The sequence below is a fragment of the Arthrobacter phoenicis genome, assembly GCF_047238215.1.
Classification (GTDB): Bacteria; Actinomycetota; Actinomycetes; order Actinomycetales; family Micrococcaceae; genus Arthrobacter.
In genome coordinates, this window is sequence record NZ_JBDFMK010000001.1 from 2,635,498 (window position 1) to 2,659,885 (window position 24,388).

General features: G+C 70.0%; 23 protein-coding genes and 1 tRNA gene. 15 read left to right on the plus strand and 9 right to left on the minus strand.

Annotation, left to right across the window (positions count from 1 at the left end; genetic code table 11):
• From ABC337_RS12450 to ABC337_RS12465, 4 genes are all read right to left on the minus strand, one after another.
• Positions 1-609 carry a hypothetical protein gene (locus ABC337_RS12450; RefSeq protein WP_412883701.1) on the minus strand — a complete coding sequence of 203 codons (609 nt, stop codon included), beginning with the start codon at positions 607-609 and terminating at the stop codon, positions 1-3.
• Positions 610-628: 19 nt separating this feature from the next.
• Complete coding sequence (locus ABC337_RS12455; protein WP_412883700.1) at positions 629-1,276, minus strand: hypothetical protein; 648 nt, start codon at positions 1,274-1,276, stop codon at positions 629-631.
• Positions 1,273-1,902, minus strand: a complete 630-nt coding sequence (locus tag ABC337_RS12460) for a hypothetical protein (protein ID WP_412883699.1) — start codon at positions 1,900-1,902, stop codon at positions 1,273-1,275. The genes ABC337_RS12455 and ABC337_RS12460 overlap by 4 nt, the downstream gene beginning before the upstream one ends.
• A 91-nt stretch (positions 1,903-1,993) precedes the next feature.
• Positions 1,994-2,884 carry a WXG100 family type VII secretion target gene (locus ABC337_RS12465; protein ID WP_412883698.1) on the minus strand — a complete coding sequence of 297 codons (891 nt, stop codon included), beginning with the start codon at positions 2,882-2,884 and terminating at the stop codon, positions 1,994-1,996.
• A 140-nt stretch (positions 2,885-3,024) separates the two neighbouring features.
• Here ABC337_RS12465 and ABC337_RS12470 point away from each other — a divergent pair, with 140 nt between their 5' ends.
• The 7 genes from ABC337_RS12470 to ABC337_RS12500 all read left to right on the plus strand — a co-directional run bounded on the left by ABC337_RS12470 (position 3,025) and on the right by ABC337_RS12500 (position 14,173).
• Complete coding sequence (locus ABC337_RS12470) at positions 3,025-4,161, plus strand: GuaB3 family IMP dehydrogenase-related protein (RefSeq protein WP_412883697.1); 1,137 nt, start codon at positions 3,025-3,027, stop codon at positions 4,159-4,161.
• 103 nt (positions 4,162-4,264) lie between these two features.
• Positions 4,265-6,016 carry a glycerol-3-phosphate dehydrogenase/oxidase gene (locus tag ABC337_RS12475; RefSeq protein WP_412883696.1) on the plus strand — a complete coding sequence of 584 codons (1,752 nt, stop codon included), beginning with the start codon at positions 4,265-4,267 and terminating at the stop codon, positions 6,014-6,016.
• Between the two features lie 60 nt (positions 6,017-6,076).
• The gene (locus tag ABC337_RS12480; protein ID WP_290255850.1) at positions 6,077-6,565 is read left to right on the plus strand and encodes a PTS sugar transporter subunit IIA; all 489 of its coding nucleotides are present in this window, start codon (positions 6,077-6,079) and stop codon (positions 6,563-6,565) included.
• Positions 6,566-6,716: 151 nt separating this feature from the next.
• Complete coding sequence (locus ABC337_RS12485) at positions 6,717-7,586, plus strand: SURF1 family protein (RefSeq protein ID WP_412883695.1); 870 nt, start codon at positions 6,717-6,719, stop codon at positions 7,584-7,586.
• Positions 7,583-8,095 carry a DUF3817 domain-containing protein gene (locus tag ABC337_RS12490; RefSeq protein ID WP_412883694.1) on the plus strand — a complete coding sequence of 171 codons (513 nt, stop codon included), beginning with the start codon at positions 7,583-7,585 and terminating at the stop codon, positions 8,093-8,095. Before ABC337_RS12485 ends, ABC337_RS12490 begins: the two co-directional genes overlap by 4 nt.
• 71 nt (positions 8,096-8,166) lie before the next feature.
• Positions 8,167-9,756 (plus strand): glutamine-hydrolyzing GMP synthase, encoded by a 1,590-nt coding sequence (gene guaA / locus ABC337_RS12495; protein ID WP_412883693.1) that lies wholly within the window; start codon positions 8,167-8,169, stop codon positions 9,754-9,756.
• A gap of 208 nt (positions 9,757-9,964) precedes the next feature.
• A complete protein-coding gene (locus ABC337_RS12500; RefSeq protein WP_412883692.1) occupies positions 9,965-14,173 on the plus strand; it encodes a DUF4011 domain-containing protein in 4,209 nt (1,402 codons plus the stop codon).
• 56 nt (positions 14,174-14,229) lie between these two features.
• Here ABC337_RS12500 and ABC337_RS12505 read toward each other — a convergent pair whose 3' ends face one another.
• From ABC337_RS12505 to ABC337_RS12515, 3 genes are all read right to left on the minus strand, one after another.
• A complete protein-coding gene (locus ABC337_RS12505; protein ID WP_412893231.1) occupies positions 14,230-14,850 on the minus strand; it encodes an RcpC/CpaB family pilus assembly protein in 621 nt (206 codons plus the stop codon).
• A 211-nt stretch (positions 14,851-15,061) separates the two neighbouring features.
• The gene (locus ABC337_RS12510; protein WP_290255844.1) at positions 15,062-15,313 is read right to left on the minus strand and encodes an FmdB family zinc ribbon protein; all 252 of its coding nucleotides are present in this window, start codon (positions 15,311-15,313) and stop codon (positions 15,062-15,064) included.
• A gap of 154 nt (positions 15,314-15,467) precedes the next feature.
• A complete protein-coding gene (locus ABC337_RS12515; RefSeq protein WP_412883690.1) occupies positions 15,468-16,103 on the minus strand; it encodes a 5-formyltetrahydrofolate cyclo-ligase in 636 nt (211 codons plus the stop codon).
• Positions 16,104-16,199: 96 nt separating this feature from the next.
• Here ABC337_RS12515 and galU point away from each other — a divergent pair, with 96 nt between their 5' ends.
• From galU to ABC337_RS12540, 5 genes are all read left to right on the plus strand, one after another.
• Entirely contained in the window at positions 16,200-17,105 is a 906-nt protein-coding gene (galU, locus tag ABC337_RS12520; RefSeq protein ID WP_290255842.1) for a UTP--glucose-1-phosphate uridylyltransferase GalU, read from the plus strand.
• Positions 17,106-17,109: 4 nt separating this feature from the next.
• Positions 17,110-17,751 carry a GNAT family N-acetyltransferase gene (locus tag ABC337_RS12525; RefSeq protein WP_412883689.1) on the plus strand — a complete coding sequence of 214 codons (642 nt, stop codon included), beginning with the start codon at positions 17,110-17,112 and terminating at the stop codon, positions 17,749-17,751.
• Between the two features lie 98 nt (positions 17,752-17,849).
• Positions 17,850-18,848 carry a hypothetical protein gene (locus ABC337_RS12530; RefSeq protein WP_412883688.1) on the plus strand — a complete coding sequence of 333 codons (999 nt, stop codon included), beginning with the start codon at positions 17,850-17,852 and terminating at the stop codon, positions 18,846-18,848.
• Positions 18,849-19,016: 168 nt separating this feature from the next.
• Positions 19,017-19,089 (plus strand) — tRNA-Ala (locus ABC337_RS12535).
• 114 nt (positions 19,090-19,203) lie between these two features.
• A complete protein-coding gene (locus ABC337_RS12540) occupies positions 19,204-20,028 on the plus strand; it encodes a DUF1206 domain-containing protein (protein ID WP_412883687.1) in 825 nt (274 codons plus the stop codon).
• Positions 20,029-20,128: 100 nt separating this feature from the next.
• Here the strand turns inward: ABC337_RS12540 and ABC337_RS12545 are convergent, their stop codons facing one another.
• A complete protein-coding gene (locus ABC337_RS12545) occupies positions 20,129-20,305 on the minus strand; it encodes a CsbD family protein (RefSeq protein ID WP_290255838.1) in 177 nt (58 codons plus the stop codon).
• Positions 20,306-20,581: 276 nt separating this feature from the next.
• Between ABC337_RS12545 and ABC337_RS12550 the strand changes: the two genes are divergently transcribed.
• Complete coding sequence (locus ABC337_RS12550) at positions 20,582-22,252, plus strand: cellulase family glycosylhydrolase (protein ID WP_412883686.1); 1,671 nt, start codon at positions 20,582-20,584, stop codon at positions 22,250-22,252.
• Positions 22,253-22,273: 21 nt separating this feature from the next.
• Here the strand turns inward: ABC337_RS12550 and ABC337_RS12555 are convergent, their stop codons facing one another.
• Positions 22,274-23,116, minus strand: a complete 843-nt coding sequence (locus ABC337_RS12555; protein WP_412883685.1) for an SDR family oxidoreductase — start codon at positions 23,114-23,116, stop codon at positions 22,274-22,276.
• A 61-nt stretch (positions 23,117-23,177) separates the two neighbouring features.
• Here ABC337_RS12555 and ABC337_RS12560 point away from each other — a divergent pair, with 61 nt between their 5' ends.
• Entirely contained in the window at positions 23,178-23,513 is a 336-nt protein-coding gene (locus ABC337_RS12560) for a YnfA family protein (protein ID WP_412883684.1), read from the plus strand.
• Between the two features lie 158 nt (positions 23,514-23,671).
• Positions 23,672-24,268 (plus strand): hypothetical protein, encoded by a 597-nt coding sequence (locus tag ABC337_RS12565; protein ID WP_412883683.1) that lies wholly within the window; start codon positions 23,672-23,674, stop codon positions 24,266-24,268.
• Positions 24,269-24,388 lie beyond the last annotated feature (120 nt).

Consider the following 24,388-nt stretch of genomic DNA (forward strand, 5'->3'; position numbering starts at 1 on the left):
TCAGTCCCCGGAAAGGATTGTGGTGCGGACCGTCGCCACGGCGGGGCGGGCCGGGACGCTGCTGAAGCCGAAGGTTACCGCCGGTCGGATCGGCACCAGCGTGCCCTGGTCTTCGCCGTCCCAGCGGACCCGGGCGTCGGTGATCCGGTGCAGGTCGGTGACGCCGTAGAACTCCCGCCTGCCGTTCCCGGCGGTGCCGGCCGTCCGGGCACCCGGGCTGAACAGGGCGGCGAGAGGATTGATCGCGGTCAGCCAGGCAGGGTGGACGGCAAGCCGGCGCGGGACCGCCCGGAGCCCGACGCCGGTCGCCGTGCGGGTGCCGATGCCTGCCTCGATCGCCAGGGGACCGGCGGCGACGGTGAGCCGGCCGCCGTCGAGCCCGGCGTCCACGTCCACAATCCGCACCTCGTCGAATTGGTAGGTGGCGGCGACGAACTCCGCCACCGCCGCGGAGGGGGCCAGCAGCAGCCGCCGTCCGGTGGCCTCTTGGACCATCACGTCGGCGAAGGCGCCCAAGGGGGACGAATGCCAGATGCCGACCACCGCCCGGAAACCGGACGCGGCGCCAATCCCCGCGATGTGTCCGTCAAAAGTCCAGCGCTCGGCCATGATTAGTGCCCGGCCACGGTCAGAGGGGTCCGTAGCCGGCGGCACCGCCGGGGTCACGCCAGGTAGCCAGGTCTGCCTCCACCGCGGCACGGAGGCGCGGGTCCGTGCCGATCCTGCGGCGGAAGGATTGCCGGCCGCGGCCCAGGACCACGGCGGGGACCAGGATGCAGGCCACCAGGAGCGCGACCAGCAGGACGTAGGCGCCGGCCACCGCCGCCAGCGTTGAGCCGCCCCGGGCGGCGATGCCGGGGGAGACGAACCCCAGGATGGCCCCGAGGACTACGGCCAGCACCGCGACCATCATGATGCCGCCGCGCGCCGACCCCGGGCCGCGGGTGACCAGGCTGGCGCCGGCGTCCGGTAGCGTCGCGCGGACCCGTTTCCAGGCCACGATGCCCGGCACCGTCAACAGCACTCCGGCCACGCCGAGGGCCAGGACCCACGCGGGGTTTCCGGACAGGGCCGAGATGAAGGCTCCCGCCAGCAGCAGCACGGGGCCGGCGGCGACGGCAGCGCTCCAGGCCGCGGCCCGGGCCGCCTGCGCGTCGGCTAACTGGCGCAGGCGCGACGGGGCGTTCGGCGGGCTGACCCGGGCCAGTTCCGGCGACGCCCACTGGTCCAAGGGATGGACAGGCCGGTCCCGGGCGAACGTTGACGGGTCGGTCATGCCGGCTGCAGGCCGAGGCCCCTGCGGAGGCTGGAGTCCAGGTCCTCCGGACGGAGGGGGACTGCCTCGCTGCCGTCGTCGCCGGCGCGGAGCTCGAGAGACCCGTCCGGGTCCGCCTTCACGTGCACGGCGTGGGAGGCGCCGTCCGGGAGGTGGCGCCGGAGGGTGGCCGCGGCGGGCCGCCCGTCCGGGGCCGCGCCCAGGTAGAAATCGACCATCTCGACGGCCGTGACGATCATGCCCTCGGCATCGGTGAGCGGTCGCAGTTCGTGCACCCCGTACTTGCTCAGGCTGAGGATCAGGGCGCCCTCGGCGGAGCCGAAGAGGAAGTACACGTGGTCGGCCTGGGGAGTAACCAGTGCGATTTCCAGCCACGCATCGGCACCGGCCAGCGCGGCCGCCACGCTGGCGGCCTGCCCGACCGGCACCAGGGCATCGGCCTCGACGGTCATCAGCCCCCGTTCCAGGAGCGTGCTGACCCCTGCCTGTTCCAGCGGCGCTCCGGCGGCATGGTCCAGCCGGAACAAGCGCTGGCATTTCAGGGCCGCGTCGGTCCCCGCCAAGGCGACCAGGGCGATCAGTTCGTGCTCGGTGATAAGCAGGGGTGCGTCGTCTTGCGCGGTCATGACTGCCTTTCGGGCGACGGGTCTGGGGGTTGGATGGTGGTGCGGGTCTCGGTCTCTGGTCCCAGTCTAGGGAGAAGGGGCGGTGGGCGGCTCAGGTGAGCCAGCCCCACACCTTTTTGGCGCCGTCGGCCACGGCATCCGCAACGTGCGTGGCGCCGTCGCCGATCATTTCCGAGGCCGAGCCGTAGCCCAACTTGCTGGCGAGCAGGCCCGCCCCGCCCCAGGCGACCCCGGCGACGGCAAAGAAGGGCCCCGCCACCGGAACGAAGCTGCCCGCGGCGAGGATGGTGGAGATGCCGCCGTCGATCTCCATCCCGGTGTTGTTCGTCGCAATTCCCTGCGCCAGTTGCAGGCCGCCGGTGACGATGCCCAGACCGCCGGACAGCCGCCCCAGCATGGAGGTGCCGTTGAGGAGTTGGGTGCCGCGGACGTAGCCGGCTTCGGCAGCCTGGCCGTACTGGGCGCTGAGCATGGGCCAGTTGGTCAGCTTCGTGACCAGCCCGCCCTTGGCCATGGTGTCCAAGAGTTTGTCCGCGTAGAGCCCGGCGGAGGTGACGGCAGCGTTCCCTGCCAGCCACGGTGCCCCGCCGGCCCCGGCGACGATCGCCTCGAGGCCGGTTTCCTGCCCGGTGCCGCCGGTGCTGCCGGACGGCCCGGCGGGAGTCCCCGGGCGGGAGGTGCCTCCGGTGTCGGGGGTTCCCGCGGTTCCACCCTGCGCGCTGGCCGCCTCCTGCTCGTTGGCTTGGGTGAGGAGGAGCTTCGAGGCCTCCGCCAGCGACTGCGAGGCCCTGCTGAGGAGCGGCTTCAGGGTGCCGCTCCACTCGCTGCGGAACCGGCCGGCGTCGGCGCCCTGCCAGGCGGCTCCCGCCACCAGGGAGTTGATCCGGCGTTCGGTGTCAGAGAGCCGCGACCCGGAGAGCCCCATGGACTTTGACAAGGACCGCAACTGTTCGACGTCGGCGCCGTAAAGGCCAGGGGCCATGGATGGTCCTCCAGGAAGGGATGAAGTGGGGCTGGTGTGACCCCAGCGTAGGGGACAGGCCCGCGGGGCCGCCATGGGCAGCGCTGCCCATGGCGGCTGGCCGCAGGCATCCCGGGCCGGGCCTGGGATAACCTAGAGCAGTGACTTACGAGATTGAGATTGGCCGAGGCAAGCGTGGGCGTCGTGCCTACTCCCTGGATGACATTGCGATCGTCCCCAACCGCCGTACGCGTGACCCCAAGGACGTCTCCGTTTCCTGGCAGATCGATGCCTACAAGTTCGACATGCCGGTGATCGCCGCACCCATGGATTCGGCCATGTCGCCGGAAACCGCCATCGCCCTGGGCCGTCTCGGCGGCCTCGGCGTCCTGGACCTCGAAGGCCTGTGGACCCGGTACGAGGATCCGCAGCCGGTGCTGGACCAGCTGGCGGCCCTCGAAGCGGAGGAGAACTCCACGGCCGTCACCCGCCGCATGCAGGAGCTGTACCAGGCGCCGATCCAGCCCGAACTCATCACCTCCCGGCTGGCCGAGATCCGCGCCGCCGGCGTCACCGTAGCCGGCTCCCTGACCCCGCAGCGGACCCAGGAGCACTACAAGACCGTGCTGGCCGCCGGCGTCGACATCTTCGTCATCCGCGGCACCACCGTCTCCGCCGAGCACGTCTCCAAGGACCACGAGCCGCTGAACCTCAAGCAGTTCATCTACGAGCTCGACGTCCCCGTGATCGTCGGCGGGGCCGCCGGTTACACACCGGCCCTGCACCTGATGCGCACCGGCGCCGCGGGCGTCCTGGTCGGCTTCGGCGGCGGCGCCACCACCACCACGCGGCGCGCCCTGGGCATCCACTCGCCGATGGCCTCCGCCATCTCCGACGTCGCGGCCGCCCGCCGCGACTACATGGACGAATCCGGCGGACGCTACGTCCACGTGATCGCCGACGGCGGCATGGGCACCTCGGGCGACATCGTCAAGGCCATCGCCATGGGCGCCGACGCCGTCATGCTCGGCAGTGCCCTCGCCCGCGCCGAGGAAGCCCCCGGCCGCGGCTGGCACTGGGGCCAGGAGGCTCACCACCTGGAGCTGCCGCGCGGCGACCGGGTCAACGTCGGCACCGTCGGCCCGCTCGCGGAGGTCCTCTTCGGACCCGGCCACCACACCGACGGCACCTCCAACCTGGTCGGCGCCCTGCGCCGCTCGATGGCGACCACCGGCTACTCGGACCTGAAGGAATTCCAGCGCGTCGACGTCGTCGTCTCGCCCTACGCCGGGAACTGAGACGTCGCCGGGGGTAACCGGTCCGCCGTCCTGCCCCTGCCCATCCGCCGAACTTGGACGTAGTGTGGTGCACTACGAGGTTTGATCCGGATGGAGGCGTGAGATGAACAGTTTTCCCGGTGGTGCTCCCAAGGCCGGAGGCGCGCTCGGACCCGACGAGCGCGAAGCTTCCCTGGCCGCGCTGCGGGCAACCGCAGAGACCGGCAAGGAACTTGACATCCTCATCGTCGGCGGTGGCATCGTCGGCGCCGGGGCCGCGCTGGACGCGGTCACCCGGGGGCTGAGCGTCGCCATCGTGGAGGCCAACGACTGGGCCGCAGGAACTTCCAGCCGGTCCTCGAAACTCATCCACGGCGGCCTGCGCTATTTGGAGATGCTCGATTTCGCCCTGGTCAAGGAGGCGCTGCACGAGCGGGGCCTGATCCTCTCGGTCCTGGCCCCGCACCTGGCCCGGCCGGTCCCGTTCCTGTATCCGCTGACCAAGCGCTTCGTCGAACGTCCCTATGTCGGCTCCGGCATCGCCCTGTACGACGCCATGTCCATCACCGGCGGCCACAGCCGCGGCGTCCCCTTCCACAAGCACCTGAGCCGGCGGGGTACTCTCCGCGCCGCCCCCAGCCTGAAGAACGACGCCTTCGTCGGCTCCATCCGCTACTACGACGGCCAGGTCGACGACGCCAAGTACGTCGCGAACCTGATCCGGACCGCCGCCTACTACGGGGCGCACGCCGTGAACCAGATGGCCGTGGTGGACTTCCTGCGGGAGGGCGAGCGGGTGGTCGGCGCCAAAGTGGTCGACCACGAGGACGGCTCCAGCTTCAACATCCGCGCCAAGCAGGTCATCAACGCCACCGGGGTGTGGACCGACGAGACCCAGGCCATGGTCACGGACCGCGGCCAGCTCAAGGTCCGGGCGTCCAAGGGCATCCACCTGGTGGTGCCCCGCGATCGGTTCCAGTCCACCGTCGGGCTGATCCTGCGGACCGAGAAATCGGTGCTGTTCGTCATTCCCTGGGGCCGGCACTGGATCATCGGCACCACCGACACCGACTGGAACCTGGACAAGGCGCATCCTGCGGCCTCCAGCAAGGACATCGACTACATCCTCGAGCACGTCAACAAGGTGCTGAAACGCCCGCTGACCCGGGAGGACGTCGAGGGCGTCTACGCCGGCCTGCGGCCCCTGCTGGCGGGGGAGAGCGACTCCACCGCCAAGCTCTCCCGGGAACACATCGTGGCGCACCCGGTACCCGGCCTCGTCGTCGTCGCCGGCGGCAAGTGGACCACCTACCGCGTGATGGCCAAGGACGCCGTGGACGAGGCTACCCGCACCATGGACGAACGCGTCCCGCCGTCCTGCACGGAGTCCATCCCGCTGCTGGGCGCCAGCGGCTTCAAGGCGGCGTGGAACAAGCGCAGCCGGATGGCCGAGGAGACCGGGGTGCACGTGGCACGGGTCGAACACCTGCTCAACCGGTACGGCTCGATGGCCCCGGAAGTCCTGGCCCTCATCGCCGAGAACCCCGAGCTGGCCGAGCCGCTGCCCGGGGCCGACGACTATCTGGGCGCCGAGGCGGTCTATGCTGCCAAGTTCGAGGGCGCCCGTCACGTGCAGGATGTCCTGACCCGACGGACCCGGATCTCGATCGAGGCCTGGGACCGCGGTGTGTCAGCCGCGCCGGTAGTCGCTAAACTCATGGGTGAAGTTCTCGGCTGGAGCGATGCGCAGCGCGAGAGCGAAATCAAGCACTACCTGGCCCGGGTGGACGCCGAACGGCTCAGCCAGGAGCAGCCGGACGACGAATCCGCCGACGCCGCACGGCTGGGTGTGGAGGACATCGTCCCGCTGCGCTGACCCGGGCGGGAACGGCCCCAGCCGGCCGGCGTGCACGAAGCCAAACCGAAGGGACAGCTCTTGGCGGAACCACTGGACCGGTACGATGCCGACCTCACGACGCCGCAGATGGTGATCCTGGAGCTGGACGCCGCCGACAAGTACGACGCCTCCGCCCAGCTCGCGCAGCGGATGTTCGAGGCGGGCCGGATCTCGGACCTGGAGGGCTTCCTCTCACACGTCAACGCACGGGAACACCAGATGGCCACCGGCCTGCCCGGCGGAGTGGGCCTGCCGCACGCCCGCAGCGAGTTCGTTTCCCGCACCTCGATCGCCGTAGGCATCACCAAGTATGGCAAGGCGCTGGACTTCGGCGCCGCCGACGGTCCAGCCACCGTAGTGCTGCTGATCGCGACGCCGGCGAGTTCGTTCTCCGACCACCTTGAGGTCCTCGCCACGCTTGCCCGCTCGCTGTCCAAGGAATCCTTCCGCGAGTCCCTGCGCCGGGCCTATGACCCGGAAGTCATTGCCGAGCTGATCAACTCCTCGCTGGTGTTCTTCGACCACTAGGGGTGGTGCAGGCCCTTCCGTGTCGACTTCGTCGCCACGCAGGGACCCTGCTGCCCCACTCTAGGGGCAGGCTCCGGCTGCTCCACTCTGGTGGCGGGGACTCCCAGGCCCCGTTTCGGTCTTCTACAGGCGGACGAAGTACGGTTAAGGGGTGTTGAAAACCGCCCTCAAACCCCGTTGGATAGCCGGCTTGGTCTTTGCGCTGGTGATCTCGGGGGTCTTCGTGCTGCTGAGCCAGTGGCAGTTCGGCCGCTCCACGCGGTCCGAGGCGCCGGTTTCCACCGCCACCGAAGACCCGAAACCGCTGACCGCCGTCCTCAAACCCGGCGAGTTCTTCCCCGGCACCGCGGCCGACCAGGTGGTTACCGCCACCGGTCACTACGACCCGCAGAAGCAGGTCCTGGTCCCCGGACGGGTCAAGGACGGTGCCAAGGGGTACTGGATTGTCACCGGGTTCGCCGTCCAGGGAGCCCCCGTGCTGACCGGTGCCGGCGCGAGCCCCGAAACCTGGCTGGCCGTTGCCCGCGGCTGGGTTGCCGATCCCGCGGACGCGGCCGCGCCGCCCTCGGGCACCATCTCCCTGACCGGGCGGCTGATACCGTCCGAGGCACCCGTCCCCAACACGGACCCGGGTCCTGGCCGGGCGACCGCCGTTTCCACGGCCGAGCTGATCAACGTCTGGAATGTCAGCAGCTACCCCGGCTTCGTCGCCGCCAGCGCCGAGCGCTCGGGCGGGGCCGACGTCGCCGTTACCGCCCCGGCGAAGGCCCTGGACATCGGCCCCCAGCCGCCGCAACAGAGCATCAACTGGCTGAACCTCTTCTACGCCGCCGAATGGGTGGTGTTCGCCGGGTTCGCCCTGTTCATCTGGTGGCGGCTGGTCAAGGATGACTACCGCCGGGACCTCGAGGACGCCCTCGACGAGCAGGAACGCGAGCAGGCCGAACGCCAGGACCCGCCGCACCCGGACACCGACACCCCGTCCACCCACACCACCACCGACCCGAGAGTGCAATCATGATTGAGCCCAAACCGGCCATCGACCCGCAGCAGCCCGCCGGACCTGGACGTCCCTCCGGCAAGAAGCGCCGCTTCGGCGGGACCGAGGCCCAGATCCGCTCCGCGCTGAAGTTCTACAAGGTGCTGGCCTACCTCACCGGCTCCATGCTGCTGCTGTTGTGCGCCGAGCTGATCGCCCGCTACGTTTTCGGCCAGTACCTCTTCGCCGGCGGCACCAACGCGGTCACCGGGCAGCCGTTCGGCTTCGGGTTCGCCGACGCCGACCCGGCCGGGGTGATCGGCGGCGTCAACGTCTCGGTCACCGTGCTGATCGTGCACGGCTGGATGTACGTGGTCTACCTGATGTCCAACTTCCGCCTCTGGTCCCTGATGCGCTGGCCCTTCGGCAAGATGATCATCCTGGCCCTCGGCGGCGTTGTGCCGTTCCTCTCGTTCTTCGTGGAGAAGAAGTTCCACGCCGAGGTCGAGGCCGAACTGGCCGCCAACCCGCAGGCACCGCAGCGCTACTAAGCGCTGTGAGTTCGCTTACCCGCCGCACCGCGAATGTGCGGGGGAGCGGGGGCGCAAAGTAGGCTAGAGGGGTGACCACACCCACTGCATCCCAGACGTCCCAGAGGCCGGTACTGGTTGTTGACTACGGTGCCCAGTACGCGCAGCTGATTGCCCGCCGCGTCCGGGAAGCGAATGTGTATTCGGAAGTTGTTCCGCATACCTACAGCACCGAGCAGCTGCTGGCCAAGAACCCCGCCGCGATCATCCTTTCCGGTGGCCCGTCCAGCGTTTACGCCGAGGGCGCCCCCGGCGTCGGCGCGGACCTGTTCGACGCCGGCATCCCGGTCTTCGGCATCTGCTACGGCTTCCAGGCCATGGCAAACGCCCTGGGCGGCAAGGTGGCCCGCACCGGGCTGCGCGAGTACGGCGCCACGGAGACCACCGTCTTGGGTGAGGGCCGCTCCATCCTCGAAGGCATGCCGCAGCACCAGAGCACCTGGATGAGCCACGGTGACTCCGTGCACGAGGCACCCGAGGGCTTCGAGGTCCTGGCCACGACCGCCGGCGCCGACGTCGCCGCCTTCGCCAACGAGGAGAAGTGCCTCTATGGCGTGCAGTGGCACCCCGAGGTCAAGCACTCCGCCTACGGCCAGCAGGTCCTGGAGAACTTCCTCTTCAAGGGCGCCAAGCTGGAACCGAACTGGACCACCGGCAACATCCTCGAAGAGCAGGTCGCCCGGATCCGCGAGCAGGTCGGCGACGCCCGGGTCATCTGCGGCCTCTCCGGCGGCGTGGATTCCGCCGTCGCAGCAGCCTTGGTCCAGCGGGCCGTCGGTGACCAGCTCACCTGCGTCTTCGTCGACCACGGCCTGCTGCGCGAAGGTGAAGCCGAACAGGTGGAGCGCGACTTCGTCGCCGCCACCGGCGTCAAGCTCTACGTCGCCAACGAACAGGAACGCTTCCAGGCCGCCCTGGCCGGTGTCAGCGATCCCGAGACCAAGCGCAAGATCATCGGCCGCGAGTTCATCCGGGCCTTCGAGGAGGCCGAGCGGGCCATCATCGCCGAGGCGGCTGCGCACGGCGACAAGATCAAGTTCCTGGTCCAGGGCACGCTGTACCCGGACGTCGTCGAATCCGGCGGCGGCGAGGGTGCGGCCAACATCAAGAGCCACCACAACGTCGGCGGCCTGCCCGAGGACCTGCAGTTCGAGCTCGTCGAACCGCTGCGCGCCCTGTTCAAGGACGAGGTGCGCGCCGTGGGCGCCCAGCTCGGCCTGCCGCAGGAAATCGTCGGCCGCCAGCCCTTCCCGGGCCCCGGCCTCGGCATCCGCATCGTCGGCGAAGTCACGAAGGAACGCCTCGACCTGCTGCGCAAGGCCGATGCGATTGCCCGCGCCGAGCTGACCGCCGCAGGCCTCGACAACGAGGTATGGCAGATGCCCGTGGTACTGCTGGCCGACGTCCGCAGCGTCGGCGTGCAGGGCGATGGCCGCACCTACGGCCACCCGATCGTGCTGCGCCCGGTCTCCTCCGAGGACGCCATGACCGCAGACTGGTCACGGCTCCCGTACGACCTGCTGGCCCGGATCTCGAACCGGATCACCAACGAGGTCGACGGCGTGAACCGGGTGGTGCTGGATGTGACCAGCAAGCCGCCGGGAACCATCGAGTGGGAATAGCGTTGTGAAGGGCCGGCCTCCCCGGAGGCCGGCCCTTGGCGTTTAATCCTCCGGCCGGCGGAGAGGAATCGGCCGCACTATTTTGGCCCCCGCCAGTGTTGCGGCCCCTCCCGGCGGACCGATCCGGGCTACGCTCGAAGGCATGCCGGTATGGTCCAGGGCGTTCCGCGCGAACACAGAAACCGTGAGCACAGAAAAGAAGGCAGAAGTGTCAGTTGGTCAAGGCCACCCCGAAGGCTCCGAGGAGTTCAGGAAATGGCTGTCGGGACTGAAGCCCGTCACGGGCCCCGACACGATGCTGCGCTTCACCAAGACTCCCGAGGGTTCCATCGACCTGACGCACGCCCACCCGTCGGGCCTGGCGCAGTTGATGGCCGGGCGGCGCACGCGGCTGTCCACCCTCATCCGTGACCGCCAGCAGTACGTCGTGGCGGCGCGGGCCTCGCGGAACCTGCGCTCGAAGATTTTTGAGCTGGCCAACGACCGGGGCATCGACGCGGGGTACCTCTCGGCCGGCACCGTCGTCTGGACCTCGGCCGTCGGCGGGAAACCGCAGCGTGTCTCCGCTCCGGTCATGCTCACCGCCGTGTCCCTCACGGTCCGTCCCGGCGAAGACGACTACGAACTGCAACTGACCGAGCAGGCCCGGATCAATCCGGCCCTGGTCCGTCACCTGAAGAGCATCCACGGCATCGTTTTCGACGTCAACGCCGTGACGCGGATGGCGTACAGCACCGCACGCTTCGATCCGCTCCCCGTCCTGGACCGGCTCGCGACCCTGATCCAGCCGATCCACGGCGCCGAGGTGGAGCACAACCTCCTCGTCTCCACCTTCGCCGATCTCTCCGGCAACCTCGACGACCCATGGATCAACCCGGAGAACAAGCTCGTGGCCGCCCTTGGGCGCGTCGCGGCCGGCGACCCCGTGGAGGTCCCCGAGCTCAAGGACGGCCGCTTCGCCAGCACGGATGAGCGGGATCCCGCCGACGAGCTTCTGCTCCTCGACGCGGATGCCGACCAGCAGTACGTGGTGGACGCCGCCCGTGCCGGCGATTCCCTGGTTGTCAGCGCCCCTCCGGGAACCGGACAAACCCAGACCGCGATCAACACCATCGGCGCCCTCGTCGACGAGGGCAAAAGCGTGCTGGTGGTGGGGGACCGCCGCGCCAGCCTGGGCGAGGTCTCCGCGCAGCTCGAAGCGCTGGGCCTGGACTCGATGCTGGTGCAGCTGGCCGGAGGCACCACCCCGCTCCAGCTCAAGGGCCAGCTGGTGCGCGCGATCGTGCGCAACGAGAAGTCCCTCGAACCGCAGTTGAAGAACCTGCACGCCACCCTGACCGAGCACCGGCACGCCCTGATGGACCACGTGGCCTCCCTGCACAACGTGCGGGAGCGCTGGGGCTGCTCGCCGTACGAGGCGATGCAGTCGCTCGCGGCCCTGACCGCGATCCATCCCGCTCCGGCGACCACCGTCAGGCTCAAGCGCAGCGTCCTGGACAACATCCGAGACCGCGCGGAACTGGCCGAGCGGCTGCGGCGTGCCGCGGAGCTGGGCAGCTTCAGCCGGGCCTCGACTCTGAGCCCGTGGCACGGCGCCCGTTTGCTGACCCGCAAGGAAACCCAGGAAGCGCAGCAGGTGGCGCGTTCTGTCGCGGAGAAGCTGCCGCGGCTCCGCGACCGCATGAACGAGGTCGCCGAGCACGCAGAAATCCGGCTGGGGGACACCTTCGCCGAGTGGGGCGACCAGATCGACCTGCTGGTCGCCGTGCGGGGAAGCCTGGACAAATTCACCCCCGACATCTTCGACCGTCCCGTCCACGACCTGATCTCGGCCACCGCATCCTCGTCGTGGCGTCGGGAGCGCAGCATTGATATGCCCTCGATGCAGCGGTCGCGGCTGCGGCGGGTCGCGAAGGAGTACGTCCGGCCCGGCGTCCACATTGCCGACCTGCACAGTTCGCTCGTCCTGGTGCAGGAGCAGCGGGCGGCGTGGTCGGGGTACGCCACCACGCAGCGGCACCCCGCGGTGCCGTCCGGCTTGGGCGAGTTGTCGGCGCTGTACCGGGAACTGGACGCCGAGCTCAAGGACCTCGGCGAGGCCGTCAGATATACCCGCGATGGCGGCGACGTGCAGAATACGCCGTACCCGGAACTGCTCGACCGGCTGACCCGCCTCGTGGCGGACACCGGGACCCTCGAGACCCTGCCCGAACGCACACTGCTGATTGAAAACATGCGCGAGCACGGCCTCGGTGAGCTCCTGGCGGACCTCGCCGAGCGTGAGGTCTCCGCGGACTCCGTCGCCGCCGAACTCGAGCTCGCCTGGTGGCAGTCCGCGCTGGAGGCGATGATCAGCGGGGACGACTACCTCGCCATGTCCGACGGCGACGCCCTCCGCCAGCTGGAGGCCGAGTACCGTCTCGCGGACAACGCCCACATCGCCAGCGGCGCTGCCCGGCTCCGCTGGAAGCTCGCGGAGCGTTGGCGGGCGGCGCTGGCCGAGCACCCGCGGCAAGCCGAACTGCTGCGGAGCCTGCTCAAGGACGGCCGGGTCACGCCGGCGGCGCTCACCGCCCAGTCTGCCGAACTCATCCCCATGCTCGTGCCCGTCTGGTCCATCAGCCCGTACCTGATGACCAGCCTGCTACCCGCCGAACAGCACTTCGACGCGGTGGTGATCCTCGACGCCGAGGCGACCTCCCTGCAGGCAGTGCTGCCGGCGGTCGCGCGGTCCCGCCAGGTCATTGCCTTTGGTGACGACAGGATCGCCAGCCCGCGGACCTTTACCGTGGGTGTCGAGCGGCTCGCGGCGGGAGAGAGCTCCCACCACCGTGTCGACAGCGCCTACCAGAGCCTGGCGGCGGTGCTGCCGGTGCGCAGGCTCCGTACCGTCTACCGTGCCGTGGACGAGGATCTGGTCCGGCAGCTGAGCAAGAACTTTTACGGCGGCGAACTCCGGCGGCTGCCGGAGGGGCAGTCCGCAACCGGGCTGGACCGCGCCCTCACGGTCGAATACCTGCCGGACGGAACCGGTCTGCCGAGCGCCGACCAGGACGGCGTCGAGTCCGTCCTGGCCGAGGTGAACCGGGTCGTGGAACTCGTCTTCGATCATGCGAGGCTGCGTCCGAGGACCTCTCTCGCCGTGGTCACCGGCAGCCTGCGGCACGCCGCCCGGATCGGCGAGGCCATCCGTCTGCAGCTGCCGAACTACCCGCTCCTGGCGGGCTTCTTCACCGCGGGCACCGAATCGTTCCGCGTCGTCGACCTCGAACGGGCGCAGGGCCTCGTCCGCGACCGCGTGATCTTCTCGCCCGGGTACGGCCGCACGCCGCACGGCCGCGCGCTGCACAGCCTGGGGCCCCTGTCCGTCGACGGCGGCCGCGCCAAGTTCGCCCTCGCGATGACCCGTGCCCGGCGCTCCCTCCACGTGCTGACCTGCTTCCGGCCCGAGGATCTGGACAGCTCCCGGCTGAGCCACGGGGCCGTTGACTTCTACGAGCTGATCGACCGGGAGATTGCCGGCAACTCGGACCTGGGCAGCCCCGCCTCCCGCGCCGCCGCCAGCGAGCAGGCCCTTGGTGCCGACCCGTTGGTCACGGACCTCGGCGACAGGCTCCGCGCCCGTGGCGCCCGCGTCTGGCACCAGTACGACGGGGCCCTGGACATGGTGGCAGCCGCGGATCCACTGCACACGATTGGACAGGATGACGCCGACATTCCGCGTCCGGTGGCCATCGAGTCCGACGGCACCGAGCGTTACCGGCGGATGACCGTCCGCGAACGCAGCCGCCTCCGGCCGCAGCTGCTGGAACGCCTGGGCTGGCGCTACATGCCGCTGTGGACCATCGAGGTCTTCACTGATCCCTCCGTGTGCGCGGACCGGATTGGCGGGTACCTTGGATTGGAGAAGCCGGTGGCGTCCTCCCGGATCGGGACCGCGCCGGGCTTCTCGGACGACATGGAAAGTTTCGGGCTCGAGAGCGCCCGGGACGCGTACGCAGCCTCCGGCCAGGCGCCCACCGCCTGGGCCGCCGCGGCGCACCAGCAGGAATTTACGAGCAGTACTAAGGAGGCGGACGTGACCAGTCACCAGAGCGCCGCAAACGACAACCGGAACCAGCCCGGCGAGGCCCACGGGGAACCCGCCACGGCGGCCACCATCGATACCGACAGCGCAGCCGCCAGGGCCGGAGTCGGCCGGAGCGCCGGATCCCCGGACCAGGACGCGACCCGGACTGCAGCCGGTGCTTCCGGTCAGCCGTCCCAGGCCGAAGGCGCCGCTGCACACAGCGCGTCCCCGGCGGGGATTCTTCCCACCAAGGCCGCGGAGGATGACCCCCGACGCTGGGGCGACGAGCCCGGCGGGTATGACCACGACGCCTGGCTGCAGGAACAGAAGCCACCGCACTGGGGCTGACGCCAGGGGGCCGGGGCCTGCGCAGCACGGTGGGCCACAGCACGCCCGCAGCGTGACTACGGCCCGCCGGGGCCAACCAGGACGAAAAACAACTTTCCCTGCGTCGATGCGCCGGCAAGCTTTCTGGACTGCTCCGGGTCGGCCGCGACCACCATCAGCCCGTCCGTATCGCCGGCGCCGAGCCATTGCCCGGATTTGCCGCCCCGGGCGGAGGTCCAGAGTACCGGGACGTGCGCGGCGAGAACCTGCGACGTTGCCGCCTGTTCGTACCCGTTGCCGCCGGTCAGCACGACGTTGACCAGTTGACCGGGGGAGACGAGCTGGATCGAGGCAGCATCAGCCATGCGCAAGGGCACGGCGGCGGAACCGGGTGGGGTGCCGGTCAACAGGCCGGGGCCGACAAAGAACGATGAACTCAGCAACTGCCCCCGGCTCAACGCGACGCCCAGTTGCTGCCCCTCGGCCGCCGACGGGTCAACGGCCGCGTCAGGTAATACTCCTGGCGGAACCTGGACGGCGGTGAAATCCCCCGCGGCGAGGAGCCTCCCCGCCGGAAGGTCCCCGGCCGCGGCCCAGGCCGTAACCGTCGGCGGGGGGGCGGGAGTAAGCTGCTGGACTGCGAGCCCGGCGGCCAGGCACAGCAAAAGGGCGGCGATCAACCTGCGGTTGCGCCCCACCCAGCGACGGAGGCGACGTGGGGCGGACCGGCGGGAGGGAACTAGTCGTCCTCCCGCGGGCCGGCCCGCAACGGGCGGGCCCCCGGCAGACCCGGGACGGAAGAAGGGAAGCCTTACTGGTGCCATGGCTCCACGGTAAGAGCCTGAACGCGGCGGGCTCAGCCCCGGTCGGGGCTATGTGGACAAGCTGCAGCGGGAAGCGGCAGGTGCCCTAGTTGGCGGCGGCGGTCGGAGCGGCGGCAGGAGTGGCAGCCGGTGCGGCGGGCGCCACGGAGCTGCCCTTGGAATCGCGGGAATCGGTCCGGTAGAAGCCGGAGCCCTTGAAGACGACTCCGACGCTGTTGAACTTCTTGCGCAACGTTCCCTGGCACTCCGGGCAGGTCGTCAGCGATTCATCGGAGAACGACTGCACGGTCTCGAAGGCGTGGTTGCAGTCCTTGCAAGCGTAGGCGTACGTGGGCACTGGGTTCCTCCTCTAGGACAAACGAGCAGGTCCGTACTGCGTCCCTCCCGTCCGCCCCTTGAGGGGCGGCTGGCTCGGGAGCCAGGGGATTAGCAGTCACAGGGCCTGAGTGCCAATTCTATCACCGTGCGAACAGGTGGAAGAATATGCGGCGTCAGCGGCCGGCGCCGGTGGGAACAAGGCCGGCGGGCGTGAGTGCGGCGCCGACCTTCCGGTCGAAGACTTCGACGGGGATGGTGCCCGCGGGCAGCACTTCATCCGCGTAGACGACGCCGGCAGTCGGCACCGGGTGGCTGCCGCCGTTCCCGGGGAGGGCCGAGAGGGCGGCGAGGAACTTGTCGTAGTAGCCGCCGCCCTGGCCGATCCGGTTTCCGTCGAGGTCCACCGCCGTGGCGGGAACGAAGATTCCGGCGGCCCCCGCCACGGCATCGGTGCCGAGCCGTTCCCCGACCGGTTCCTGAAGCGGCGCGTATCGGCTCCGCACGTATTCGCTCTGCGGCGTCCACGCCACCCAGCTCAGTTCCAGGTCCGGCTCGCAGACGGGAAGCAGCACCCTGTGCCCGGCAACGTGCAAGGCCTCCAACAGGGGAAGAGTCGGCGGCTCCAAGCCGACCCCCAGGTAGGCCGCGAAGGTGCCCGTTCCGCCGTCGGTCAGCGAAGCCGCCCACGCAGCGCCACGCACAGCCAGGGCTGCGCCGGCCGCCGAACGCGCCGCCGGCGTCATCGCCGCCCGACGCTGCCGGTGCCGGGTGCGGATCGCTTCCTTGGTGTCCTTGTCGTGCGTGTCCATGCGGTGGCTCCTTCGCCTCGCCGGCCGGGCAAAAATGCCACGGCCGCACTGTGAGGGCAATTACCTGATGTTTGCCCCCTCGGTTAGATTAGTCGGGTGAAGACACCTAACGCCTCCGTCCGCAAGGCCGTCATCCCCGCAGCGGGCCTCGGCACCCGCTTCCTTCCCGCCACCAAGGCGATGCCGAAGGAGATGCTGCCCGTCGTCGACAAGCCGGCAATCCAGTACGTGGTCGAAGAAGCCGTCAAGGTGGGCCTCAACGACGTCTTGATGATCACCGGGCGCAGCAAGCGGGCCCTCGAAGACCACTTCGACCGGGTCCCCACCCTGGAGGCGACCCTCGAAGCGAAGGGTGACACCGCCAAGCTCGAGTCCATCCAGGCCGCCAGCAACCTCGGCGACATCCACTACGTCCGCCAGGGTGACCCGATGGGCCTCGGCCACGCCGTGCTGCGTGCCAAGCAGCACGTCGGCTACGAGCCGTTCGCCGTCCTGCTCGGTGATGACCTGATCGATGCCCGCGACGAACTGCTGAGCACCATGATCGAGGTGCAGGCCAAGACCGGCGGCTCGGTCGTGGCCCTGATCGAAGTTGATCCGTCCCAGATCAGCGCCTACGGCTGCGCCGACGTCGAGGCCGTCGACGGCGAAGACTACGTGCGCATCAACCACCTCGTGGAGAAGCCCGACGTCGAAGACGCGCCCTCCAACCTGGCGATCATCGGCCGTTACGTCCTGCACCCGGCCGTCTTCGATGTGCTGGAGCGCACCGAGCCCGGCCGCGGCGGCGAAATCCAGCTCACCGACGCCCTGCAGGAACTCGCAGCCGGCGAGGGCGAGGGCTACGGCGTCTACGGCGTCGTCTTCCGCGGCCGCCGCTACGACACCGGCGACAAGCTGAGCTACCTGAAGGCCTGCGTTCAGCTGGCCTGCGACAGCGAAGACCTGGGCCCGGGCCTGCGTGAGTGGCTGCCGGGCTTCACCGCCGGCCTGACGCACTAGTCCGGTGGGGGGCAGCTTCACGTGGCCGGTCACGCTGGAGAGCGGCGACCTGGTCCTGCGGCCGATCAAGTACCGTGACCGCCGCGAATGGAGCGCCCTCCGCGCCCGGAACGAGCAGTGGCTGGCCCCCTGGGAAGCGTCCAACCCGGCCCCCGGGGGCGGCCTGCCCAACTACCGTCAGATGGTGAGTTCACTGAAGGCCCAGGCGGCCCAGGCGACGGCCCTGCCGTTCGTGATCGCCGCCTGGACGCCGGGACATCGGGAACCCGTCATTGTGGGGCAACTGACCGTCTCCTCGATTGTGTGGGGCTCAGCCATGATGGCCACGCTGGGGTACTGGGTGGACCAGGACCGCGCCGGCCAAGGCATCGCGCCCACCGCGGTGGCCATGGCCACGGACCACTGCTTCGGCACCCTCGGGCTGCACCGGATGGAAATCAACATCCGTCCGGAGAACGGTCCCAGCCTGCGGGTGGTCGAGAAACTCGGCTTCAGGGACGAGGGGTACCGGCCCCGGTACCTGCACATCAACGGCCGCTGGGCGGACCACCGCAGCTTCGCGCTGACGGCCGAGGAAGTCCCCGAGGGCCTGCTGGGCCGGTGGCTCCGGGAGGGTCCGGTACGCCAGCGGGAAACGCCGTCCTGACCTGCGTTTTCGTCACGTCGGACAGTTTCTCCGGCCGCCGCGCGACACACCGCCGCTAATGCGGTCCGCCACGCCCTCAAGCTCTTACGGTTTTGAGTGTGGACTTCCCTCTCAGCAGCTCAGTGATCCTTGTCGTCGCTGTTGCGCTCTGGATCGTATGGGTGGCTCCCTACATGCTCCGGAACAGCCGCCAGCTTCGGCCGGCTGGAGACTTCCTGATGGACGCCGCGGACGTGGAACGAGCCGACCCCCAAGCCGGTGACGTCATGGCCATGACGTCACCGCAGGAGAAACCGATGACCAGTACGCAGCGCCCCGCCTCCGCCCCTTCGACGCCCGACGCGGCTGCGCCGTCGTCGCTAAAGGCCGCCCCGGCGTCGATGAAGTCCGCCCGGCCCGCGAGCCTTCCGGCGAACTCCGCGTTCCGCATCCGGTATGGCCGCCTGTCGCTGGCATTGCTGGCGGTGGTGTCCCTCCTGACCGGTGTCGTGTCCGGCGTGCTCCGCCTCTTCGGCCTGGGCTCTGGATGGTTGCCGGTCCTGACCCTGCTGGCGGCGGTGGCCGCCGTCGTGGTCCTTCGTTCCCTCGCTGTCCGTGACCGTCGCCGTAAGGTTGAGCGCGCGTTCCGGTCGGCCATGGCGCCGGCCCGCCCGGCCCGGCCCGCGCCTGCCGAGCAGCCCGCTGCTGCCCCCTCCGATGCGCCGGCAAAGGACAGCCCCCTGTTCGACGCCGAAGCCGACGCCGGGCCGGTTCGTCCCGCAGCGCTGACCGTCGCCGAGCTGCGGCAGGCTGCCTTGGCCGAGGCCGCCGCGTCCGGTGACACCTCCATCCACCAGGTCGGCGACCCCGCATCCCCCGAGGGCGCCAGTTGGGAACCGGTCCAGGTGCCCAAGCCGACCTACGTCGAGGCACCCAAGGCCGAACGTGCGGCCCCGGAACCCCTCGACCTCCCAGCCGCACCGAAGGCCGTCGGCAAGCCGTCTCTGAAGCAGGCCTCCGTGCGCGGCGCCGAGGAGGCTGCCGAGGCCAAGCCCCAGGGCAAGGGCCAGAGCGCACTGAGCAACCTCGACGACGTCCTCCAGCGGCGCCGAGCCTGAGTCCACGCAGGAGGCCCCGGATCCACCACCACGGTGAATCCGGGGCTTTCTGGCTTTTCCGGGTGAGGTTGTTGCCCGCGCCGGTGCGTCGGTTGGCGTTGCGGGCAGATACTTTGTAGCCTAAGAACGTTTGGTGACGCCGTTCCCTTTCGGGAGCGGCGTTGTCACGGGGCTATAGCTCAGTTGGTAGAGCGCTTCGTTCGCATCGAAGAGGTCAGGAGTTCGAATCTCCTTAGCTCCACATTGCCTCCCCGCCGCAGGTTCCCCGCGCGGCGCCATCATTCCCCTCCACCCTCACGCTGGCTATGCTGAGCGGACCAGTTCAGCCGCTTGATGACCAGTGAAGGATCACGCCGTGGGTGAAGCCTCGCAAAAAGCCAACCGGGCCGTTTCGGAGGCCAGCTCCGCTGCCAGAGGACCGGTACTCCGGAACCTCGCCCGGGCCGGCTACGTCTTCATCGGCCTGGTCCATATCCTGATCGGGGCCATCGCCCTCCAGATCGACCGCGGGCAGGGCGGCGAGGCCGACCAGTCCGGGGCCATCGGCTCCTTGGCGTCCAAGCCCGGCGGAGCCATCCTCTTGTGGGTGGGGTTCGCCGCCTGCGCGGCCCTGGCCCTGTGGATGGTGAGCGAGGCCGTCGTCGCCGGCCGCGCACAGGGTGAGGCGAAGGACAAGGTCAAGGAAACGGCGTCGGCGGCCGGAAAAGCCGTCATCTTCGGCTTCCTGGCCATCACCTTTGCCGTCTTCGCCGCCGGCGGTTCCAAGAGCTCCAGCCAGTCGGCCAGCGACTTCACCGCAAAGATTCTCGGCGCACCCGCCGGCGTCCTCCTGCTGATCGTCATCGGCGCAGCGATCATCGGCGGCGGGGCCTACTACGTTTACCGGGGCGTCACCCGGAAGTTCATGGAGGACCTCAGCGTTCCCGGGAACACCCGCACCGCCGTGGAATGGCTTGGCACCATCGGGTACGCCGCCAAGGGCGTGGTGCTGGCCGTGGTCGGCATACTCATCATCGTGGCGGCGGCGACGGCGGACCCCTCCAAGTCCTCGGGCCTGGACGGCGGCCTCAAGACCCTGGGGTCCCAGCCGTTCGGCGTGGTGCTGCTCGCCGCCACCGCCGCCGGACTGGTCTGCTACGGGGTGTATTCGATGGCCCGGGCCAAGTACGGCAAGTTCTAGGATCCACCGCTTCCCGGCGCGTCGGTTCGCCGTGGGAAGTGTGGTGGCACAGCAAAGGGCGCCCCCCGTGACGGGAAGCGCCCTTGGCAGTTGTCCAGGATCAGTCCTTCTTGAAGGCGTCCTTGACCTTCTCGCCGGCCTGCTTGAGGTCGCCCTTGGCCTGGTCGGCCTGGCCCTCGGCGCGGAGGCGGTCGTTGCCCGTCGCGTCGCCGGCGGCTTCCTTACCCTTGCCGGTCATCTTCTCGGCAGCGTTCTCGATCTTGTCGCCCAGTCCCATGGTGTTTCCTCCTCTGGTTGGCGGCCGCTCGATACGGCCATATCTCTATCCTAAGCCTGCTTATGATCTATCGCGCAAGTAGGAGCGCCGCATCCGGGGCCAAGTCCCAGCCAAACCCCAGCCCCGGCCACGTGCGCCGCGAGGGTTAGTCGCCGTCTGCCGCGGCCCAGAACCAGGAAATATTCCGACCACCCAGAGCGTCGCCGAAGGGGCGGCACCCGGGGTGGGTACGGTGAGGCACAGTGGGCCTGCCTGGCCCGGAATCTTGGAGGACATGTGTCATCAGGCCGCCCCACCGAACAGAGCCCTGCCCGCCGTCGTCCTGCCCGGACGCTGGGCGTCGTCGCCGCGGGAGTCGCCGCCCTGCTGGCGGTGGCGGGCTGCGCCGGGCCCGCGGCGTCCGGTGCCGGCCTTGAGCGGCTCGCGGACACCACGCCCGCGGCCACGGGATGGCTGCACACGGACGGCGGCACCATCCGGGACTCGAACAACGCCGCGTACATCATCAAGGCGGCCTCCTGGTTCGGGCTCGAGACCCCCGACTGCGTCCCGCACGGACTCTGGGGCACCCTGACCATCGACGAAGCCCTGGCCAACATAAAGTCCATGGGGTTCAACACCGTCCGGCTGCCGTTCTCCAACGAGTGCCTGGCCGCCACGACCATCAAGGGCAGCGTCAACTATTGGGCCAACCGGGCCTACAACCTGGAAGGCAAACGCCCGCTGGATGTGATGGACACGGTCATCGCCCGGGCTAAGGCCAACGGCCTGCAGGTCATCCTGGACCGGCACCGCCCCTCCTCGGCAAGCCAGTCGCCCCTCTGGTACACCGCCGCCGTCCCCGAGTCCCGGTGGATCTCGGACTGGCAGATGCTGGCGACCCGTTACAGGAACGATCCGACCGTGATCGGGGCCGACCTGCACAACGAGCCCGCGGGGTCGGCCACCTGGGGCGGACCCGCCGCGACCGACTGGCAGGCGGCGGCGACCAGGGGAGGCAACGCCGTCCTGGCCGCCAACCCGAACCTCCTGATCCTCGTGGAGGGAATCGAAAACCAGGCGACCGCGGGAGGCACCTGGTGGGGTGGGGGCCTGGCCGACGCCGGCGCGAAGCCGGTGACCCTCGCCGTGCCGCACCGGGTGGTCTACTCGCCGCACGACTACCCGGCGTCCATGTTCGCCCAGAAATGGTTCAGCGACCCCGCCTACCCTGCCAACCTTCCCGCCGTCTGGGACCGCAACTGGGGATACCTGCAGAAGCAGGGAATCGCGCCGGTGCTGCTGGGGGAGTTCGGCACCGCCTTGGCCACCGCCTCCGACAAGGCCTGGATGACCTCCATTGTCAGCTACCTCAAGGCCAGCGGCATGTCCTTTGCCTACTGGGCGTTCAACCCCAACTCGGCCGGGACGGGCGGTCTGGTCCAGTCCGACTGGCGCACGCCGGAACGCGCCAAGCGGGATGCGCTGGCCCCGATCCTGAACAACGCCCCGGGCACGTCCCCAACGCCGACGCCGACGACGTCGCCCGCGCCTACGCCTACGACGTCTCCCTCGCCCTCTCCGACGCCGACGAGCGCGCCCACGGCTCCCGCACCCGCACCGAGCACCAGCCCCTCGCCCTTGCCGAGCGCGAGCCCGGGCCCGGCTGGCGGTGGCGCCCTGTCAGCCACCTGGCGGTTGACCAGTTCCTGGCCCGGCGGCTACGTGGCCAACCTGGACCTCACGGCGCTACGCGCGGTGCCGTCCTGGTCCGTGTCCTGGAACGACCCCACGGTCACCTCGGTCGCCAACTCCTGGGGCATGAAGTGCACCGTGGTCCCGAAGACGTCCGTCACCTGCACCGGCTCGGACTGGACGGCGAAGCTCGCCGCCGGGCAAAAGGTCACGGTCGGGCTGCAGGTCAACGCCGGCAAGGCGCCCGTCAACCCGGCGCTGACCATCAGGTAGCCGCGGCGGCGCTTCCGCCGGTCAGCGTTCCGGTTCCACCACGGTGATATCCAGCGGCATCCGGTGACTCCTACGGAGCCGGCCGGCCAGGACGCTCCGGGCGCCCCTGGACAGCAGCCGCGCCGGGGTGAGGTCCCGGTACGCCGCGGCATCCGACGTGACCAGCCCCAGCAGGGGCTTCGCGGCGGCCTCCGGGTCCTGGCCCCAGAGTCCCACGACCACTTGCAGGGCGGAAAGGCGCTTCTCGTAGCCGGACTGGGCCCGGGTGTGCCGCAGCAGGTCGGTTTCCACCAGGCCGGGGTTCATCCCGTGGACCCGCACCCCGGTGCCGCGTGTTTCCCGGCGCAGCGTCTCGGTGAACTGGCGCACCCACCGCTTGCTGGAGGCATAGGCGTTCTGCAGCGGCACCGGTCCGCCGTCGCCCTGGCCGTAGAGGTTCACCAGGTCACCGTGGCCCTGCCCGAGCATCACCGGCAGCGCCACCCGGGAACCGTGGAAGGTGCCCAGGATGTTGGTCCGGACCACCCGCGTGAAGTCGTCCACCGGCGTGGACGCCGTCGGCCCGTACACACCCGAGACTCCGGCGTTGTTGACCCAGATGTCAAGCCCGCCGAGGCGCAGGGCCTCGTCGCGCAGGGACTCGACGTCGGCCAGCTCCGCGGTGTCGCAGCGCAGCCCCGACGCCGTGATTCCCGCCGCCCGGAGCCGGGCGGCGGCCGCCTCGGCGTCGGCGGCCGACCGGGACGCGAGGACGACGGCGGCCCCCTCGGTGCCCAGCAGCCCCGCCATCGCAAAGCCCAGGCCTCGGGAAGACCCGGTCACCACCGCTACCCGCCCCCGGAGGAGCCCCTGTCCGGTCTGCATGCTTCCCTCATACCCGCCGACGCCGCCGCGGACAAGGGCCGTGGTGCGCAAAGATGGTGGCATGACCATTGCGCGCACCGTCCTGCTCTTTGCCCTGGCCGCCGTGGCCGAAATCGGCGGAGCCTGGATGATCTGGCAGGCCGTCCGCGAGGGGCGCGCCTGGTGGTGGGCCGGGATCGGGATCGTCGCCCTCGGGCTCTACGGCTTTGTCGCGACGCTTCAGCCGGACGCCCACTTCGGCCGGATCCTGGCCGCCTACGGAGGCGTCTTCGTGGCCGGTTCCCTGGCCTGGGGAATGGCCGTGGACGGATTCCGGCCGGACCGCTGGGACATCATCGGGTCCGTGGTCTGCCTGGCGGGCGTGGCCGTGATCATGTTCGCGCCCCGGGGTCCCTGAGCCCGCGCCGACGCCCCGCATCGCTGTTTATCCCAAAGAAATCCGCAGGAATCCCGTTCCCCGCCGTCGCGCCGTCACCGTCTGAGTAATGTTTTCCCCGGTTGGCTTGGTGACAGGGCCTGCCGGACACCTCTTTGGAACTCTGGAAGGAACACCCCTTGGCAGGAATTTTCACGTGGCTCGGCGCCCTGGGCACCGCAGGCAAGGCAACAGCCGTGGCCGCCGTCGTCGTCACCGGCGGAGCGGGGGCGGCGATGGCCGCCACGGTCAGCGAGATCACCGCGGATCCGACGCCGGCCGTCACCGCCACCGACTCTCCGACGGCGGCCCCCACCGAGACCGGCGAGCCGACGGAACCGGCCCCGGCCGCTACCGCATCCGCGGAGCCGACGGAAACGGCTGAACCGACGGAGCCCGCCCCGGCCCCTACGGCCACCCATACCCCGTCCGCGGCCCCGACCGAAACCGGCGAGGCCACGGAACCGGCCGAGTCCACGGAAACGAAGGACAGCGAACCGGAGAAGTCCGCTCCCGCTGAGCCGGGCAACAGCGCCTGGGCCCACGCGAACGCCGAAGCGCACCGTGCCGCCGGCCAGGCCAACGCCGAACAGCACCGCGACGAGCACGCGGCCACCCCCGCCGTCCCGAGCTACGGCAACGGCCCGGCCCACGAGGCCGAGCACGCCCCGGCTCCCGCTCCCGCTCCGGCCCAGGCAGCCGCTCCCGCTGCCGGCCACGGCAAGTCCGGCCGCTAGCGGACCGCACACCCCAAGGGCCACGCAGCCCAAGAGCCCCACACCCGAAGAGCCCCGTACCGCAACCGCGGTGCGGGGCTCTTCGCGTGCCGGGATATTCTGGAGACCACGGGTTCCCTG

Coding starts and splice junctions, on each gene's coding strand:
- ABC337_RS12450 (WP_412883701.1), bottom strand. CDS start 609: ATGGCCGAGCGCTGGACTTTTGACGGACACATCGCGGGGATTGGCGCC.
- ABC337_RS12455 (WP_412883700.1), bottom strand. CDS start 1,276: ATGACCGACCCGTCAACGTTCGCCCGGGACCGGCCTGTCCATCCCTTG.
- ABC337_RS12460 (WP_412883699.1), bottom strand. CDS start 1,902: ATGACCGCGCAAGACGACGCACCCCTGCTTATCACCGAGCACGAACTG.
- ABC337_RS12465 (WP_412883698.1), bottom strand. CDS start 2,884: ATGGCCCCTGGCCTTTACGGCGCCGACGTCGAACAGTTGCGGTCCTTG.
- ABC337_RS12475 (WP_412883696.1), top strand. CDS start 4,265: ATGAACAGTTTTCCCGGTGGTGCTCCCAAGGCCGGAGGCGCGCTCGGA.
- ABC337_RS12490 (WP_412883694.1), top strand. CDS start 7,583: ATGATTGAGCCCAAACCGGCCATCGACCCGCAGCAGCCCGCCGGACCT.
- ABC337_RS12515 (WP_412883690.1), bottom strand. CDS start 16,103: ATGGACACGCACGACAAGGACACCAAGGAAGCGATCCGCACCCGGCAC.
- ABC337_RS12545 (WP_290255838.1), bottom strand. CDS start 20,305: ATGGGACTGGGCGACAAGATCGAGAACGCTGCCGAGAAGATGACCGGC.
- ABC337_RS12555 (WP_412883685.1), bottom strand. CDS start 23,116: ATGCAGACCGGACAGGGGCTCCTCCGGGGGCGGGTAGCGGTGGTGACC.
- ABC337_RS12560 (WP_412883684.1), top strand. CDS start 23,178: ATGACCATTGCGCGCACCGTCCTGCTCTTTGCCCTGGCCGCCGTGGCC.